Source organism: Paenibacillus xylanilyticus, assembly GCF_047246825.1.
GTDB lineage: Bacteria > Bacillota > Bacilli > Paenibacillales > Paenibacillaceae > Paenibacillus > Paenibacillus xylanilyticus_B.
The window spans coordinates 2,692,081-2,710,013 of the sequence record NZ_JBFOLB010000001.1; the positions used below are offsets into that span (position 1 = coordinate 2,692,081).

The 17,933-nt window shown below is 47.7% G+C and carries 13 protein-coding genes; all 13 read right to left on the reverse strand.

Annotation, left to right across the window (positions count from 1 at the left end; translation table 11 throughout):
* Positions 1-233: 233 nt before the first annotated feature.
* A complete protein-coding gene (locus tag AB3N00_RS12040) occupies positions 234-1,946 on the reverse strand; it encodes a methyl-accepting chemotaxis protein (RefSeq protein ID WP_413034724.1) in 1,713 nt (570 codons plus the stop codon).
* Between the two features lie 347 nt (positions 1,947-2,293).
* Positions 2,294-3,343 (reverse strand): LLM class flavin-dependent oxidoreductase, encoded by a 1,050-nt coding sequence (locus AB3N00_RS12045; RefSeq protein WP_413034725.1) that lies wholly within the window; start codon positions 3,341-3,343, stop codon positions 2,294-2,296.
* 18 nt (positions 3,344-3,361) lie between these two features.
* Positions 3,362-4,777, reverse strand: coding sequence for a dGTP triphosphohydrolase (locus AB3N00_RS12050; RefSeq protein ID WP_347382372.1), 1,416 nt, complete (start codon positions 4,775-4,777; stop codon positions 3,362-3,364).
* Positions 4,778-5,030: 253 nt separating this feature from the next.
* Entirely contained in the window at positions 5,031-5,207 is a 177-nt protein-coding gene (locus AB3N00_RS12055; RefSeq protein WP_413034726.1) for a hypothetical protein, read from the reverse strand.
* Between the two features lie 245 nt (positions 5,208-5,452).
* Positions 5,453-7,333: a molecular chaperone HtpG gene (gene htpG / locus AB3N00_RS12060; RefSeq protein WP_413034727.1), complete on the reverse strand. Its 1,881-nt coding sequence runs from the start codon at positions 7,331-7,333 to the stop codon at positions 5,453-5,455.
* Between the two features lie 754 nt (positions 7,334-8,087).
* Positions 8,088-8,984 (reverse strand): nickel transporter permease, encoded by an 897-nt coding sequence (gene nikC / locus AB3N00_RS12065; RefSeq protein ID WP_413034728.1) that lies wholly within the window; start codon positions 8,982-8,984, stop codon positions 8,088-8,090.
* A 49-nt stretch (positions 8,985-9,033) separates the two neighbouring features.
* Entirely contained in the window at positions 9,034-10,038 is a 1,005-nt protein-coding gene (locus AB3N00_RS12070) for an ABC transporter permease (protein ID WP_413034729.1), read from the reverse strand.
* Positions 10,039-10,209: 171 nt separating this feature from the next.
* Positions 10,210-11,859 carry an ABC transporter substrate-binding protein gene (locus AB3N00_RS12075; protein ID WP_413034730.1) on the reverse strand — a complete coding sequence of 550 codons (1,650 nt, stop codon included), beginning with the start codon at positions 11,857-11,859 and terminating at the stop codon, positions 10,210-10,212.
* Between the two features lie 833 nt (positions 11,860-12,692).
* Positions 12,693-13,631 carry a glycoside hydrolase family 25 protein gene (locus tag AB3N00_RS12080; protein ID WP_413034731.1) on the reverse strand — a complete coding sequence of 313 codons (939 nt, stop codon included), beginning with the start codon at positions 13,629-13,631 and terminating at the stop codon, positions 12,693-12,695.
* 372 nt (positions 13,632-14,003) lie between these two features.
* Complete coding sequence (locus tag AB3N00_RS12085; protein WP_413034732.1) at positions 14,004-14,501, reverse strand: holin family protein; 498 nt, start codon at positions 14,499-14,501, stop codon at positions 14,004-14,006.
* Between the two features lie 75 nt (positions 14,502-14,576).
* Positions 14,577-14,708 (reverse strand): CD1375 family protein, encoded by a 132-nt coding sequence (locus AB3N00_RS12090; protein ID WP_413034733.1) that lies wholly within the window; start codon positions 14,706-14,708, stop codon positions 14,577-14,579.
* 53 nt (positions 14,709-14,761) lie between these two features.
* The gene (locus tag AB3N00_RS12095; RefSeq protein WP_413034734.1) at positions 14,762-15,319 is read right to left on the reverse strand and encodes a hypothetical protein; all 558 of its coding nucleotides are present in this window, start codon (positions 15,317-15,319) and stop codon (positions 14,762-14,764) included.
* Positions 15,320-15,331: 12 nt separating this feature from the next.
* Positions 15,332-17,932 carry a hypothetical protein gene (locus AB3N00_RS12100; protein ID WP_413034735.1) on the reverse strand — a complete coding sequence of 867 codons (2,601 nt, stop codon included), beginning with the start codon at positions 17,930-17,932 and terminating at the stop codon, positions 15,332-15,334.
* Between the last annotated feature and the right edge of the window lies 1 nt (position 17,933).

Here is a 17,933-nt window from a genome sequence, read left to right on the forward strand (position 1 = left end):
GATAAATGGACTTCGGCCTGGTGGAACCTCAATATTGGATCGGACATATGACCTGGAATCCAAATGTGCCTCCGAATCTAAACCAAACATTGTACTTAGCTCAAGCGTACATAATTCAAGTTCATTTTCGTGACAAGCAAAAGTATACACGTATTTTTTGTTGGTTGAACTTCGTTCTGAATCAGTCAAAACTATAGCCGTCCTTCATGTTTCTTCTATTATAAGAAGAAGGTTTATATTTTTAATTTTTCAATGGAAGCAAGCAGGTCGTCAGACAGTTCCTTCAAAGTTTGAATGCTGCCGCTGATCGTTTCCATGGAGCTTACTTGTTCTTCCGCCGAGGCAGATACTTCCTCTACACTGGCTGCGGATTGTTCCGATACAGCAGAGATTTGTTGGCTAAAATCATTCATGCGCCCGCTCGCTTCCTGCATGCCTTCCAACCCAGCGGTCATTGTTCCAATGACCTGAACCATTCCCTCTACCGATTCGTTAATGGTTTGGAACAGATTGCCCGAAGTACGCACATGCTCTTGCCCCAGCTCAGTCTCCCGAACGCCCGTACGCAATTCTGCAACTACGCCTTGGGAATCCTGCTGGATATCCTCGGTAATCACCGTAATTTCCTCCACTGAAGTCTGGACAGCCTCTGACAGCTTCCGAACTTCAGCTGCTACAACGGCGAACCCGCGTCCGCTCTCTCCCGCACGAGCCGCCTCAATGGAAGCATTCAATGCAAGCAGGTTGGTTTGGCGGGCAATGTCACGAATGACCTGAACCAGCTTGGAGATATCCTCGTTTTTACGGTTTAGCTGTTCCATCCGGTTCATGGAAGCCGAGACAGCGCCAGCGATCTGCTGCATTTGCTGCACCGACTGCTCCATGGCTTTGCGTCCGTTCAATCCCTGCTCCAGCACACGATCTGACATTAAACTAAGCCGGTTTCCTTGATCAGCATGCTTTTGAATGTGCTCGTTCAACCCCTCAACGGTACGTGCCGATTCCACTGCGGTTACTGCCTGACTCTCCGCTGCCTTAGCCGACTCTTCCATCGTTATCGCAATCTGGCGACTCCCGATCTTGACCTCTTCCGAAGAAATAGCCAGCTCGTTGCTCTGACGATTCACCGCTTCGGCAACACGTCTGACATTCAATACCATGGAGGTTAGATTACCTTTCATCGTATTTACCGCTTTGGCCAGAAGCCCTACTTCGTCTTCATGTTTGGTATGTACATCCTGCACATTCAATTGGCCTTCTGCAATCAGCTTCACCGCACTGATGACCCGCAGCAGCGGTTTAACAACCTGGGAACGGATTATGGGAATCGCGATGGCCGTAATCGCAATCATAATCAGCACTCCAACAATAATGGTCATTCTTCCATTCTGCACGGACCTGATCGTTTGTGCAGCAGAGAGATCCGACTGATTCTGATTGTACTCCACCAGATAATCCAGATCGACCTGCATGGCATCGAAGGAATCAGCTCCTTTTTCCGATACTTCCCTGGCCAGTTGGGATTGTCCTTGATCACTCAGATTGATCGCTTGGGTATTCAGCTTGAGGTAAGCTGCCCACTTCGTCTTGAAAGCATCCCAATGTTCCTGTTCATCTGCTGCTTTCTCCTGCTGATCGTATATTTTAATGGTCTGCACCGTTTCGCGAATATAGTTGGTACGCTCTTCAGCGAGCCCAGCCTTGTCCTCGTCCTGAGCATCAAAGTGGCGGTAACTCAATGACAAAATATGTTCCGTAGTATAGTTCAACCGGTTAATCTGCTGAATCGAAGGCATCCAATTGCCCGTAATCTCATTGGTATTCGCTTCCATTGCATTCAACCGGGTAATGATGGTGACGCTAAGGAGAATTAAACAGAGGATTAACAAATAGAACGCGATGCTGATACGCAGACCGATACTCCTGACCTTGAATCTGCTGAACATGTGATTTCCCCCTTATGCCTTATTCGGAGCCAATCCGATTTTTCGGTTCTTTGGTCTTGGTTTTACCCTTCTTTTGGCATCTTGTAATATACTCTTTTATCATATGCGGATGGGTAAACTGACGTAAAGTATTATAACATTATTTTGTTGAAGACAGGCTTTGTTTTGTAAAATCTTATGCCTCCCACATACCAGGATTCAACAAAGATACATTATGTAACATGCACAAAAGTGAAATGAGAAAAGAGCTGCAGCATACGGAGGAAACCCGATCTGCAGCCCTTCAAACGTGCAAGGTTGGCCTTTGGCAGGACGGACACTTAAGGAACTGATCAACCGTTACTCATTCAACTGAATACCTTCCCCGCCTCAGCCAATAAATGATAAGACTTAAGTCTCCGTTCGTAATCCGGACCGGCTGTAACAACAAGGAAGTGCTTGGTCTCCAGTCGCTCACTTACCTGGCTTAATTGTTCCCAGATCTTCGCTGCTGTTCCAGCAAAGTGTTTACGCGCCTCGCCATCATCCATGCCTCTCGCTTCGCTGTTGGGGGTATTCGTGTTTTTGTCATACTCTCTCGTGGCGGACGGCTGAGCTGATACATCTTGTCCACTCCTTTTGCGCCGATCTGCCATTTCCCGACTCCAACCTTGAGCTTCTGCCTCTGTCTCCGCACACAATACACTGACCGCAACCATAACTCTTGGTTCATTCATGGTTTTGCTTGGTTTAAACCCCTCACGATACCGCCTTACAGCCTCCGTACCATCGGCATCGCTCATAAACTGACCGAATACATACCCCATTCCAAACTGTGCAGCAAATTCAGCACTTTTGACATTCGTGCCCAGCATCCACAGGGAGATGGGTCGTTCCGGGATCGGCCTGGCCGTTACCGGATGCTCCTCATAGGCGTATCGGTCTTCGAGCAGTTCGGTCAGTGCAGCCAGCGATTCAGGCAATTTGGACACATGCTGCAAGTAATTGCCGCTGAGTGCCATGGTTGCATGCGGCCCACCACCCGGAGCCCGTCCAAGACCCAGTTCAATCCGGCCCGGATAGAGTGCGGCCAGCAGCCGAAATGACTCAGCCACCTTGAGCGGGCTGTAGTGCGGCAGCAATACTGCACCAGAACCAAGCTGGATCGAATTGGTCCTGGCCCCGATATGCGCGAGCAGCACTTCAGGTGATGCTGATGCCAGCTCATCCATATCATGATGCTCAGACGTCCAGTACCGGGTGTAACCCCAGGCTTCGGCTTGTTGTGCCAATGTTACGGACTGCTGCAAAGCCTGTTCCGCTGTTGCGCCATCCAACCTTGGCACCAGGTCAAGCACGCCCAGACTGAACGTTTGGCTTGCGATGTTGTTTGTGCCTCCGCCTGTGTTTGTATCCAAGCGTCTCACTCCTTATCCCTAGTCCAGATCGTAGATGGAACCTACCTTCAGACCATACAATTCATTGTATATTTTCTCGGCAAATGCATCGGTCATTCCGGCAATATAATCGATCACCATATGCTCCCAGGTCCAGATCGGATGCGCCTTGGCCTGATCTTTCTCATATCGCTGCAGCCAGTCGGATGGAATAATCGATTTGGACGTTTCCGGATCTAGGAACGCATCCCACAGCCGTTTAATCATCCATTCACTGCGTTTTTGCAGGCGCTGTACACGCAGGTCGCGAATCATGGTCACCCAGGCAAAGCTCTTGAGCACACTCACCGTACGCAGCATGTCGAGATCCTCGGCACCTTCCCGGACAAACGTGACCTTTTTCCAGTCTCCGTCGTCAATTACGCCCAGACTGCCTACAAAAAGGCTGACCCAGTACGCTTTGACTTCCCGGCGAGTACGGGAGTAATCATGCTCGCAGAATGGCATCTTTTCATTCCAGACGCGCAGGAACGAAGCGAGCACTTCTTCTACCTTTTGCCCAATCGCCTCTCTGGTCCATCCGTTCCAGAACAGATCCTCCAGCGTCGTGATCTTATCCACAATCAATCGATGGATATGCGGATCCTGCAAGAAATGCTCATGCACTTCGATTTTGCCTGCCTTGATCCCATCCTCCAGATCATGTGCGGAGTAGGCAATATCGTCGCAAAGGTCCATCAGCTGGGCTTCCAGCGTCTTTTTGCCTGCCGGCATGTTCCACCGATTACGGATCTCATGGATATATTGCCATTCATGATGGTACATGCCTTTCTTGCTCTCGGTCCCAGGATAAGGATACTTGTTGATTCCGAGCAGCACGGCATCAGACAGGTTCAGTCCATCAATATCTTCGCGTTTCTCCAGGAACATGATGAGACGGAAGTTATGCGCATTGCCTTCAAAGTGCTCGTATTTCCGCTTCAGCTCTGCCCGAATTTCCGGTTCCTGCTGGGGTGATTTAGCCCCCCGGCTTTTCTTCATGATCTTCTTGACCTCGGTGTTGATCAGGTCATCCAAAATGCCGTCCAGCACTTCTTCTCCTTTATGTCCAAAAGGCGGGTGTCCGAAATCATGCGCAATCGCGGCACATTCCACCACTTCCGAATCGATAATAAGTCCCGGGCTGTCCGCCTGGCTCCAATCCACTTGGGGATAACGACGAAGCAGGCTTCTTGCCGCCTCTCGGGCAATCTGTGCCACCTCAAGTGAGTGAGTCAACCGGGTGCGGTAATAATCGCCTGTTCCGGCGCCAAACACCTGGGATTTGCCCTGCAACCGACGGAAGGTCGGTGAATGAATCAGTCTGGAATAGTCCCGCTCATACGCTGCGCGAGCCCCATCCAGTTTGGTAAGTTCAGGGTATTGTCTATGTTCTCTCAGATCGTTCCATTGCATGTGATCACTCCTAGCCGACTGTCTCTATTTTGAGTGATTATACACAACATCAGTCGTTTCGAAAAGCAAAACCTGTCTGCGATTGTCATCTCTTCTCACATCAACTTGTGATGTACAGTCTTCTTCTTTTATTATACCCCGACAGACTATCATCCGTGCACCTAAATGAATAAATGATATACATGAAAATAGGAATACATTCAGACAATTTAGAGATACATTCCGATAATTCAAAAAGATAGGATAAAAGGTGCTAATGAGCATCGGTGGCCGTTCCGGTTACGGATCGTTCTTTCGATCGCTGTTGTCTCCAGGTTTTCTGAATTTCCCTTTGCAAGGGAAAAACCCGGAGACAAACGCGAACGCTTCGCTTCTCCAGAATCGATTCCGTCCCCTCCACTAATTCGCTGCTGACCGCTATGAATTTCATTAAATAGTCTAGAAGGATTAAAACCTTTCTCTCATGATTAGACAATCGCACATTGCAGTCAGCACTCCCATGATCCTCTGTCTCCCATTTTGTTTCCTTGGTGGGGAGAAAATAAAAAACCGACAGGGACGGAATGCCCTGCCGGGTGGAGATGGTCAGCGCTGCGCTCGCTGCCCTATTATGCATAAGAAATGCCACAGTGTTAAGCTGCGCGCATAATATAATGCTCAAGCTCGGTGAGGTGGTTACACCATCACTTTGCAGATGTCGTTTGTGAACTCTACCGGATCCTGGATCGGCAAGCCTTCGATCAGTAACGCCTGATGATACAGCAAGCTTGTGTACAGGCTCAGTTTTTCCTTATCCTGTGCGTAAGCGTCCTTCAGGGATTTGAAGACATCGTGATTGACGTTGATCTCCAGCACCTTGTCCGCTTGTACATTCTCGCTGTTCGGCATGGCTTTCAGGATTTTCTCCATTTCGATGGTCAATTCACCTTCGGTGGACAAACATACCGGATGGCTTCTCAGGCGTTTGGAAGCCTTCACGGCTTTTACTTTACCTGCGAGCTGTGCTTGCATTGCTTCGAACAATTCCTTATTGTCATTGTCCTCTGCTTCATTTTTCTCTTTGTCCTCGCTGTCTTCGATACCCAGGTCACCACTGGAGATGGATTTGAATTCTTTCTCCTTGTAGTTCATGATCATTTTGATCGCGAATTCATCGATGTCCTCTGTGAAGTACAGCACTTCATACCCTTTATCGAGTACACCCTCGATCTGAGGCAGCTTCTCGATCCGTTCAATGGATTCACCAGATGCGTAGTAGATGTACTTCTGGTCTTCAGGCATTCTGGAGACGTATTCGTCCAGGCTCACCAGCTTTTTCTCTTTGGAAGAAGAGAACAGCAGCAGATCCTGCAGTGTATCCTTGTTTACGCCATAGTCGCTGTATACGCCATATTTCAACTGACGTCCAAAAGCTTGATAGAACTTCTCGTAGCTCTCCCGGTCGTCCTTCAGCAGGCTTTGCAGTTGGCTCTTGATTTTGTTTTTGATATTTTTCGCGATCAGGCTGAGCTGACGGTCATGCTGCAGCATTTCGCGGGAAATGTTCAGGGACAGGTCTTCCGAATCCACCATACCCTTCACAAAACCAAAGTAGTCCGGCAGCAAATCACCGCATTTGTCCATGATCAGTACACCGTTGGAGTACAATTCAAGACCTTTTTCATACTCTTTCGTATAGTAATCAAACGGCGTGTTCTCCGGGATAAACAGGATTGCATTGTAAACCACTGCGCCATCTGCGCTGATGTGCAGGTGTTTGAGCGGCTTGTCAAAACCGTACCGTTTTTCCATATAGAAGTTGTTGTAGTCTTCTTCGGTCAGCTCGCTTTTGTTTTTGCGCCAGATCGGCACCATGCTGTTCACGGTTTGCTCTTCCTTGTACTCCTCAAACTCGTTCTCCGTACCTTCCTTCGGACGCTGACTTGTCACATCCATCTTGATCGGGTAACGAATGAAGTCGGAATATTTCTTGATGATGGATCTCAGGCGATACTCTTCCAAAAACTCATCATACGAATCCTCTTCGGTGTTCTGTTTGATCGTCAGCACGATCTCCGTACCTACGGAATCTTTCTCGGCTGGTGTGATGGTGTAGCCGTCCGCGCCTTCGGACTCCCATTTCCACGCTTCGTCACTGCCCAACGTTTTACTTGTTACGGTCAGCTTGTCCGCCACCATGAATGCAGAGTAGAAACCTACCCCGAATTGTCCAATGATGTTATGGCCGTCTTTGGCTTCGTTTTCCTTCTTGAATGCCAGGGAACCACTCTTCGCGATAACCCCGAGATTGTTCTCCAGCTCTTCCTGGCTCATCCCGATTCCGGTATCGGTCAGCGTGAGCGTACGGTTCTCTTTGTCGATGGTCAACTTGATGTAATAATCCTCTTTGTTAAACACGAGTGTATCGTCGGTGAGAGCTTTGTAATATATTTTGTCAATGGCATCACTGGAGTTGGAGATCAATTCTCTCAAAAAGATTTCTCTTTGGGTATAGATGGAGTTGATCATCATATCCAGCAAACGTTTGGATTCTGCCTGGAACTGTTTCTTGGCCATGAATGGGTGTTCTCCTTTCAATTTGGATATAGAATGATTGATATGAATATAGAAAGAAGCTGAACATTTTCACAATACCGCTAAGTTGATAGAACTCTTCGATCGCTATGATCCTAGATATCTGAACTCTTGTATAAACTCATTAAAAAAAAGCATGACGTTGTGCGATGCAGCCGTTCCGGTTACGAATCGTTCTTCCGATCGCTGTTATCCCCAGATTTTTTTGATCCAATATTTAAAATGGAAAATCCGGTGATAAAGGCGAGCGCTTCGCTTCTTCAGAATCGATTTCGTCCCCTCCACTACTTTCGCCGTTGAACAGTGCTAATTTTAAAGTTGAGGCAAATATTCAAGTTCTGTAGATCAATGCTCTTCATCCGAGTATTTCCTATCCACTTCGCGTCTCCATGCTCTTTCAGCTGCCAATCTATATTCAAAAACACAATCATTCCATATGTAGTCCTGTAGTAAAAAGCGTCATTTGTTAGCACTCAGATGAGCGGAGTGCTAAACCCTTTCTTTTATATAACATATGGCAAAATTGGGTGTCAATACGCCGGGCGTTATTTTAACAAAATGGGTGATTAACCCTTCATTTATACGCGCACATTTGATTTTAACGTAATCAATCGGACAATACAAAAAGCCAGCTCGAATCAAACTCGAACCGGCTTAGCGCGGCTTAATGATAGGTTAAACTTTATAAGAAGAATTAAATGAACAAATTGTTGTAAGGCTGGGGTGCATTCCTTGTTTATTTCACCATCTTCGGATCAAGGGTGTCACGCAATCCATCCCCGAGTAGGTTGAAGCCGAGTACGGTCAGCATGATGGAAAGCCCGGGAAAGATGAGCGTCCACGGTGCCTTTTGCAGAAACTGACGGGAATCCGAGAGCATTTTGCCCCATTCCGGATCAGGCGGCTGTGCCCCCATGCCAAGGAATCCAAGTGCTGCCGCCTCAATAATCGCTGTTCCGATGCCAAGTGTACCTTGCACAATCAGCGGAGTAAGGCTGTTCGGCAGGATATGACGGAACAATATCCGCATATTATTCGCACCCAGTGTGCGGGCAGACGTAATGAATTCCTCCTGTCTCAAGCTAAGTACACGTGATCGAACCAATCGTCCGTAGGTTGGAATGTTCACAATGGCGATGGCGAGTAATGCATTTTGCAGGGATGGACCAAGAATCGCCACAATGGCGATGGCGAGCAGGATGCCCGGAAAGGCCAATAGGATATCGAATAGACGTGAGATGAGCATATCCACCCATTTTCCGTAAAACCCGGCAACCAGCCCAAGCAATGCTCCCGCAATTATGGAACCGATCACCGAGAAGAATCCTACCCACAACGAGATGCGCGCACCATACAGCACACGTGAAAACACGTCACGCCCCAGATCATCGGTGCCGAACCAATGCTCCGCCGAAGGGGCCTGCAGCCGGTCCGTCAGCACCTGTTCCTTGTAATCGTAAGGGGCGATATACGGAGCAAGGAAGGCCAACAGGATGAAAAATACGATAATGATCAGTCCAGCGAGCGCCAGCCGGTTGCGGCGAAATGTTCTCCAGGCTTCCCGCCACGGAACGGATGCATGTACAGATGCAGCGTCGATGGATTGTCCGGTGTTGGTCGATAATTTGGCCATGCGGCGTCTCCCTTCTTGGATATGAATGAAAGATGAGATGGGACCATTCCTATTTATAGCTAATCCGCGGATCAAACACAGCGTAGAGCAAGTCGACAATTAGATTAATCACCACGAAGAAAAAGGCCACGATCAGAATGCCGCTCTGAATCACGGGGTAGTCCCGCGAACTAATCGCTTCATATATATATCGTCCCACACCAGGCCAGGCGAAGATCGTTTCGGTCAACACCGCACCACCGAGCAAAGAGCCCGTTTGTATGCCGATAACGGTCAGGACGGGGATAAAGGCGTTTTTGAGCGCATGTCCATATACGACAAAAAACGGACCGAGCCCCTTCGCCTTTGCGGTACGGATATAATCCGAACTCATCACTTCAAGCATGCTGGAGCGTGTCATCCGGGCAATTACAGCCATCGGAATCGTTCCAAGTGCTACACTTGGCAGAATCAGATGTTTGGTTACGGTCCACAACTGCTCCCAACGACCGGCAATCATCGTATCAAGTACATATAGACCCGTAATGGCTTCAACGGGATCACGTGCATTCATTCGTCCAATGGAAGGCAGCCAGTGCAGCTTGTTGGCAAACAGCCATTGTTCCATCAGACCGAGCCAGAAAATCGGCATCGACACGCCAACGAGCGCAATGACCATACAGCAGTAGTCGAACCAGGAGTTATGTTTCCATGCACTGACGATTCCCGCATTGACGCCTATAATGACAGCAAACAACATGCTCGCCATCGTTAATTCAAGGGTGGCTGTCAGGTAAGGTACAATTTCCTGGGCAATAGGCACCTTGGTGCGGATGGATGTGCCCAAGTCTCCCTGAAGCAAATCGCCAAGGTAGGCGAAATACTGCTGAAACCACGGTTTATCAAGTCCGAGCTGGTCACGAAGGGCCTGCTTGGACTGCTCGGTTGCCTTTTGCCCAAGTATGGTCTCAGCAGGATCACCCGGGATGGCGTGGATAATGGAAAAGACGATCAGGGTCATGCCCAGCAGAACGGGCAGCAACACGAGTATACGTTTGACAATATAGCTGTTCAATCACACTCACCTGCCTTTGACGTATCATGCAACATGCAATGATAAAAAAGCGCCGGCAGACAAGCAAGCTTCGGATCGTTACAACCAGATGCGGATTCTGCCAAGCATTGCGTGTTCACCAGCGCCTTGAAGAATGTAACGTGAAATTAATGTTATCAGCTCACATATCCGTTATTCAAAGTAGGCATTTGCATAGGATTCGCTTCCCAGCGGGGAAGGCACAAAACCTTTCAGGTTGGCTTTACCTGCCAGGATAGGTGTCGTGTGCACAAGTGGGATCCATGGTGCATCCTCTTTGATAATGACTTGAGCCTGCTTGTACAGCTCGGCGCGTTTGTCCTGGTCGGTTTCTTTCTGAGCATCGGTCAGCAGCACATGCAATTCTTCGTTTACGTAGAAACTGCGGTTGTTGCCGGGAATTGCGTCTTTATCGAGCAACGTGTACAGGAAGTTATCCGGGTCACCGTTGTCTCCGGTCCAGCCGAGCATGTAGATATCGTCCTTCTCCCCGGCTTTTGCATCATCGAGATATGTCGCCCACTCCGGCGATTCGATATTGACGGTTACTCCGATTTTCTCAAAATCGGCTTGGATCGCTTCGGCCACCTTCTTGCCGTCAGGCATGTAAGGACGCGATACCGGCATTGCATAGAATGTCACCGGGTCAGGCAATCCGTCAGGGAAGCCGGCTTCGGCCAGTAATGCTTTTGCTTTTTCCAAATCATACGGATAATCCTCAATGGAATCGTTATATCCCCACAGTGTCGGTGGCATTGGGTTCACCGCAGGCTGGGCCTGTCCGGCAAAGAAAGCATCGATAATGCCCTGCTTGTTTACCGCGTGGTTGAGGGCTTGTCTTACTTTTACATCGTCAAATGGTTTCTTCTTAAAGTTAAAGCCAATATACGCCACATTGAACGGTGGACGCTCGATCTTTTGCAGTTCACTATTGCCTTCGAGGATGGACAGGTCATCCGGGTTCAGGTCTTCCATGACATCAATCTCGCCATTTTGCAGCGCATTGAAGCGTGCCGTGTTGTCCGGAATCGAACGAACAATGACTTTGTTCAGCTTCGGCAGTCCTTCTTTCCAGTAATTCGGGTTTTTCTCCAGAGTGATGGAGTCGTTCCGCTTCCACTCTACGAATACAAAGGGGCCTGTGCCCACGGGCTCGCTTTTGAAATTCTCTTTTTTCTCCTGAATCGCAGTTGGGCTGGCAATACCGAATGGTGTCATCGCGATGTTTTGCAGGAAAGGCGCCTGCGGCTGGTTCAACGTGAACTCAACGGTCGTCTCGTCGATCGCTTTCACTTCCTTGATGACACGGCCATCCTCTGGCCCAAACATGGAATCATAATAGTCGAAGGAATCACCTTCGAATTTATATTCACTCGCCGGATCGCTCCAGCGGTTGAAGTTAAATACAACAGCCTCGGCATTGAAATCCGTTCCATCATGGAACTTCACGCCGGACTTCAGCTTAAACGTGTACTTCAGGCCATCCGCCGAAATCTCCCAGCTCTCTGCCAGACCAGGAACGACCTCAGTCTCGCCTTCCTTGTAATCCAGCAAGGAGTCGAACACCTGATGCCCAATTTTGAGCGACTCTCCATCTGTTACAATTGCCGGGTCGAGCGCTACGGAATCCCCACCGCGGCCCATGATCATCGTATCCTGAGCCTCGGTCACTTCCGCTGGAGGTTCGCTGCCTTCGGCCGGAGCAGGTGAATTCCCAGCCCCCTCATTGCTGGAGCAGCCCGATAGAATCAAAACTGTACTCATGGCCATCGCCATGATTCCGGACATCCATTTTTTTCTCATTCGCATACGTACAACACCCTTCCCTGTCTCATAATGTGTGTGATGCTGGCGTGAAAAAACTCCAATGATGGCAATCGGTTTGGTGCTTGCTTGTATCTGTAAAAGGCTTTAAATGCCTGTGATACCTGTAATTATGATTGGATTAAAATAAGATGGATTTCCATTCGTTTTTTGACGGTTTTGCGTACCGAGCACGTATTATGCGGATCCAAAAGATTACCTTTTAGAGAAAAGGTTAGTTCGGTTCCAAGTTGCGCAATAATTGAACTTAGGTCAATTAGCTACAGTAATCTACTATTTTGATGAGAGTGAAAACGGGATTAGAAGACAAAGAGAATTGCATTAGAACATGGTATTAGAACATCGTTCGTTTCGGATACATTTTGTTTGTTTGCTCATGAAGTTTGGTATTTGCCATTGGAAGGGTTGGACAGCATCTAACATTCCGTTAAAATCTAAAATGGATGTAGAACGTCGTAGTTTCAGATGAAGGTAGTTGTATGAAGCTGCGTGTATGAGTGTGTATGTTCGAAGATGCAGGAATTAGACAACAGGGAGACATTACGATAACTTGTCATGTTAAGGCTCTGTCATGGTGAGGAGGTTTATGTAAATAAACAGTGGTTGAAAACAATTTCGTGTAACTTACTTTACATCACATTCATCAATTAGACAAGAGTTTTGCGGACATAAGTCTTCAACTTTATTCACGCGTTAATTTTAGTTACATAAAACACAAAAAAAGAACACGATTCGACAGGAAAATGCCGATGTGTCCCCTCTTAATCCCGCTCTGGTAGCGTCCATTATAGCTTTATTAGACCTGTGTTAACTCACTTCTTGAACAAACCTCTGCGATACATGACCGTAAGAAAACGGTAAAAATCATAACTTGCTCCGTTATCGATGCTGAACAGCGGATTTTTGGTGTCATACGCCAGGGCCGCATCTACAGCTGCTTTGGCCCACACCGGGACTTCCATCTGCTGGCGTGCCTGCAGTTTGTCTACCTGTGCCTTCAACGCATCAAACGCGGCTTTCTCTTCGGCTGTCATCGGTTCGCCCCCTTTCGGTGGTTCAGTCGGTTTTGTTGGCTTCGTCGGCTCAGATGGTTCTGGCGGCTTTGGTGCTGCTGCTGCATATCTGGCCCGCAGCTCGGCTGCTGATCCCTCGAACTCATTCATGTCCACGTTGCCACCGATTCCATTGACCTTACCCGAGTCCGTATACTGCCAGAACGTCCAACGTTTCCAGGCAGGCTGGTCATCCGGCACACGTGTGCTGCTGTAACGCGCAATCCACAGATCATATGTGCCAAGCGAGGTGTCAAAATTGCTGGCAAATGAATTGCCCGTATATATAATTGGTTTTACACCCGTAAGCCGCTGCAATTCGGTTAAAAAGGCTTTGGCTACCGTGTTGATCTGCGCTTTGCTCAAATTGCCCGGGTTATTCTCATAGTCCATGACCGGTGGCAGCTGCAGCGCCTTGGCGCCTCCGACTTTTTTCAGTGTATTGGCATAATGCGCCGCTTCCGCCTTGGCCCCATCCGTGGAGGTTGCGCGGAAGAAATGGTACGTTCCGACCAGCATGCCTGCCGCCAGTGCGCCGGTTGCATTTTTCTGAAAGTTCGGGTCGGTATACGTCTGTCCCTCGGTCGCCTTGATGAACACAAACGTTATTCCGCTTGCTTTCACTTTGGCCCAGTCGATGTTGCCTTGGTAACGTGAGACGTCAATGCCCTGCGTGTTGCCTGAGCTTCTGGTTTGCATGTTTCTCACACCCTTTATGCGGCAAATTGCCGTTTGTATATAGTTAATGCCAGGAGGCTTGGAGTTGCTTGTGTGCATGTCCTTTGTTGATGGTAAAAGCTAAGTTCAACTGGCTATCTATTAACCCACTAAGGGAAACATACCAAGTTGGTACGTGGACCGTTCCAGATACGGATCGTTCTTCCGATCGCTGTTGTCTCCAAATTTTTTTGATTCATTATTTAAAGGTTAAAATTCAGAGACAAAGGCGACCGCTCCGCTTCTTCAGAATCGATTCCGTCTCTTTCACTACTTGTAGCCAATGGTACAGACTTCCGAATTAATATTGCTCTATCCCTTGCTACAGGGCAAATTGGAATGAAAGCTGAGTCCTTACTTCGTATCATCTCTAATGTGTTGATCAACATCCTGATGATCTGACTGTACAAAAGAATTTCTGGAATCAGGAGTATAGTTACCGGGAATCCCCCCGTCTCCTCCCTTGCCCTTGAGCACTTCAATTGCCTGCCGGATCGCAGGAGGAATCGGTGCTCCCAGTTTACCCCCATTTTCAATAATGGATAACAGCTCATTCGCGATATAAAAAAAGGCGACCGCATCCCTGAACAAATGTCCGTCTCCCAGAACACCGTCCACCAGATGAGCCACCGATACCATTGCAAATATAAATACCTTTCGCGCGATGCCGAACATCCCGACATTGCTTTCGAGCTTGCCACTCGCCCCCGCGGCAGCTATGCCGGTTAGGTAGTCCAGGATGACGAAAACAAGTAGTACACCGAGCACGCCTGACCAACCGCCGAAGAAGTAGGTTGCTGAACTGGTTAGGAGTGCGATAAAAGATTTCCAAATGGTGTCCCATTTTTCCATGGTTTCACCTCCTTTGTTTTTAGTAGCAGATGCCTCAGAAGACAGAAAACTAGTGTTCCATATTCGGAACGCTAGTTAAACGATATTTTCACTTCGTTCGGTTCCTGCAGTTTCAAGAGCTTCGGCTACCTTCGTCCGACTCGTCGCAGGAACAGCATCAATATTGATTACTCCTTTTTGGATCAATGCAACGTATACAGCCAACATAGTATCACCCCCTTTCATGAATACCACAGCACAATCGCAGCACCCAGACTAGTTTATGCCTCATCAGGCATCATACTTAATAACATGGTATGTAGCTCCATTAGGGCCATCTGGTTCATGGTATTTTCTTCTTCTGCTGCAGCCAGACGCTGCTTTAGCAAATCCAACTCTGAAGGTTCTTCAGGTTGCGGCTTGGTCAGCTCGTCAATCTCTTCCTGGCTAAACCCTTCGATCCATAGTTCCGGAAACTCGGGACCTACATATTGGGGGGCCTCTTCCCTTTCTTCTTCAGGCAATTGAAGCCAGGCATCATATAGAGCTTGATACTCGGTTCGCGCTTTTTCTTCCTCTTCGAGATAAGCGTCCCACGTGGCCATTTTAAAACGAGGAAGAAACAGTCCAGCAGGAACCGGAACGCCTACGATATAACCCGCTATCTCCGGTTCAGCCTCTTCCTCGTCTTCAGGTTCTTCAGGCTGTTCAGGCGCTTCAGGGTCATAGACAACTGGCTCAGGTTCGGCATAAAAAGGGACGACACCGGAAAAGGCATCGTCCAACAACTCGTCCTCCAGATAGAGGCCGTCTGTATTTACTTTAGCTACGGCTTTCATCTGATCCCTCCTTTATTGTTCGGCTAAGAATGTAACTCCATCTAAATACACGTATAAATTCCCGCCACTAATTCTTACCATTCCGTCCGAAGTAATCGTTACCTTCCCCATAACTTCCCCTGAACTGGTATTTGTGATTACAGGAATCGCTACTGCTCCGGCAGGTCTGTAGCCCTTAGGTAGATAAAAAGCGGCTGAACTATAATTTCCTGATTTTATAATTCCCGTAAGGTACACTACGTCTCCAATTTTTTTATATCGTGCGGCTTCGTTCGGGTTGTTGGAGTAATTAACCCATAGGGCCAGCAACGTAGGCGTAATCCAAGCAGGAACATCCTTCTCAGCCTTCTTCGACTCCACAACGCTAAGACGTGCATTCGCTTGTTGAACGTCTTGTACCAAGTTTGTAAGCAACGCCTTTTCGTTTTCGGCTACCGTTCCGGCGAATGGAACAATTGGAGACTTGTCCAGCATTAGGTACGTTACGGTGTACGTGGCTGATGGTTCGTAATTAGCAATCGAAGTATCGGCATATTCTTCCCCGCCGCCAGTAATACCTTGCCCTAGCTGTATTTTCCACCCATTATCGATTCTGCCGTCCTTATATATTTTCAGGAGTCTACTCACATTAGTTTGTAACCCTGTTCCCGGATAGTTTGGCGAACTTGGAGCATTAATCCCCACGTAGCCAATACCAGCATTGGCATAAGGCTTCACGCCTTCGCGCAACACAATCCCCGTTCCTACTTCAACTTGGTTACTGCCTTCGATTAACGTCAATTGCCCTTCTGATGTGATCGGTTCAACAGTTGGCGTTGCAAGTTGATATACGAGTTGATATGGAACCCATGTATATGCCGTTCCCCCTGAAGGAGCTAATTGAGTAGGGAGATTAGTTGTCCCGCCTAACATAGTCCCAGCATTAACAGCACCTGAGAAATTCGACGCACGATAAGACCAAGCTTTTGTACCAGTACCGTTATATGGAGCTAATGATGTCGATTCATTTTGATACATAACCCATCCCATGAAATACGCCTTAATCTCGTCGGTTGTCGGTGTATATGAGTCTCCCCATCCGCTGTCTGCGTTGGAAATGGACAATAACCATCCAGATAAAGATGAGTAGTCATAAGAGTCCGCCATTGTCGCTGTATCAACTGTATTTAGCAATTTCCCGTCGTACTTAGTTGTCCAAGATGTTCGGGCATTGCTTGATACATACGGAAGAGGCAACTGTCCTATTGGAATAAGTACACGTTTAAATCCTACATAGTTATTAAGTAACGAATACGACAATGTGTCATTTAATAAGAACTTTTTCCACTTCTTAGCCTTGAAATATTGCCCATCCTTTTCGAACACTTCGTCAGCATTCGTCCCCGTTAATGGATCAGCGAATAAATCCGTTTGCAATGCGAGCATGGCGTCTTCACGCGGTTTGAACGGTTTTGGAGTTGTGCCGATAGTGAGCATCGGGTTTTTGAACGTGGCGTACTCGCCTTCAATGTTCGCTCTAAACAAAAAGTTAAGTTCCGTATTATTCCCACTGTTAAACGTATATGGAAGTTCAGCTCCCCAATATTTGGGCGGGTTAGGAACTTCTAAATTCAACGGGTATACTGAGGTGCTTACATTTGTAAATATTTCTGCATTGAGTGTATAGTCGGTATTAGGGGTAACTCTGAATCTCAATACTGTGTACCCCGTATTTTCTTTGCCTAATGGATTGATCCATTCATACGGCCCAGTTATATAATTGCTTACATTTACAAAGGATGATCCCATAAGCGGCGGTAACAAATTCTCTCCATATCGAATCGCATACGGATTTCGCACGGGTTGGACGCTATCGACGTAAGGATACTTAGCGATCAAGTCGGCATCAGGTGCAATATATTCGGCACTCTTTACCTTGAACAATCGTAATCCATTAATGTAAATAGTAGTAGCCGTCGCAGTGTCATTCCAAAAGTGAAGCCCCACCCCTCCTTTCGTTCCAAGATACCTAAATACTAATGTCTTCCACTTCGTGGTTACCTCTTGTCCTAAAACACTTCCCCGTGTGCCGAACAGCTCGGAGTGTAATAACGTCGATACATCTGCTTTTGCGTTCATAATGCCAATATAAAAAGCATCGTTTTCAAAAGTGAAATCGGTCACTCTAACAAGATCCTGCACTCCTCCTTTTCCGGTATTTGTAATTTCCAAAGCATTATCCCCGTCAATCTTATTCCCAGCACTTACGGATATCGAGTGATTTCCATTAGATGCCACGTTGGATAAGTTACCAAATCTACCAATACGCCCCAACAAATTCACCAGCGTCCGGCCCTTCAATCCTTCCAACTTAAACGCCGAGGTACGTTCAGCCTTGATAATCTGTAATCCTGGCTCCAGTGTCACAGATCTCCGCTTTTCCGTATCAAGTCGCTCTTGGATATTGCTAACCTGTGCAACTGTATCCTCTACCTTTTCCTCCACCTGCTCTGCAAAACCATCAACCTTCTCCCAGTTCTGGTCCAAATATTTGTCCAGATCGAAATAGGTTGTCGATGGCGAGCTGCGGTCAATCTTATTCAGCCCGAGATTCGGGGTTTTTGGTTCATTCATG

What these genes read in the sequence shown, in the direction of transcription:
- AB3N00_RS12095 (WP_413034734.1), bottom strand. Translation starts at nt 15,319, where the DNA reads ATGAAAGCCGTAGCTAAAGTAAATACAGACGGCCTCTATCTGGAGGAC.
- AB3N00_RS12040 (WP_413034724.1), bottom strand. Translation starts at nt 1,946, where the DNA reads ATGTTCAGCAGATTCAAGGTCAGGAGTATCGGTCTGCGTATCAGCATC.
- htpG (WP_413034727.1), bottom strand. Translation starts at nt 7,333, where the DNA reads ATGGCCAAGAAACAGTTCCAGGCAGAATCCAAACGTTTGCTGGATATG.
- AB3N00_RS12100 (WP_413034735.1), bottom strand. Translation starts at nt 17,932, where the DNA reads ATGAATGAACCAAAAACCCCGAATCTCGGGCTGAATAAGATTGACCGC.
- AB3N00_RS12090 (WP_413034733.1), bottom strand. Translation starts at nt 14,708, where the DNA reads ATGTTGGCTGTATACGTTGCATTGATCCAAAAAGGAGTAATCAATATT.
- nikC (WP_413034728.1), bottom strand. Translation starts at nt 8,984, where the DNA reads ATGGCCAAATTATCGACCAACACCGGACAATCCATCGACGCTGCATCT.
- AB3N00_RS12080 (WP_413034731.1), bottom strand. Translation starts at nt 13,631, where the DNA reads ATGCAAACCAGAAGCTCAGGCAACACGCAGGGCATTGACGTCTCACGT.
- AB3N00_RS12075 (WP_413034730.1), bottom strand. Translation starts at nt 11,859, where the DNA reads ATGAGAAAAAAATGGATGTCCGGAATCATGGCGATGGCCATGAGTACA.
- AB3N00_RS12055 (WP_413034726.1), bottom strand. Translation starts at nt 5,207, where the DNA reads ATGAAATTCATAGCGGTCAGCAGCGAATTAGTGGAGGGGACGGAATCG.
- AB3N00_RS12085 (WP_413034732.1), bottom strand. Translation starts at nt 14,501, where the DNA reads ATGGAAAAATGGGACACCATTTGGAAATCTTTTATCGCACTCCTAACC.
- AB3N00_RS12050 (WP_347382372.1), bottom strand. Translation starts at nt 4,777, where the DNA reads ATGCAATGGAACGATCTGAGAGAACATAGACAATACCCTGAACTTACC.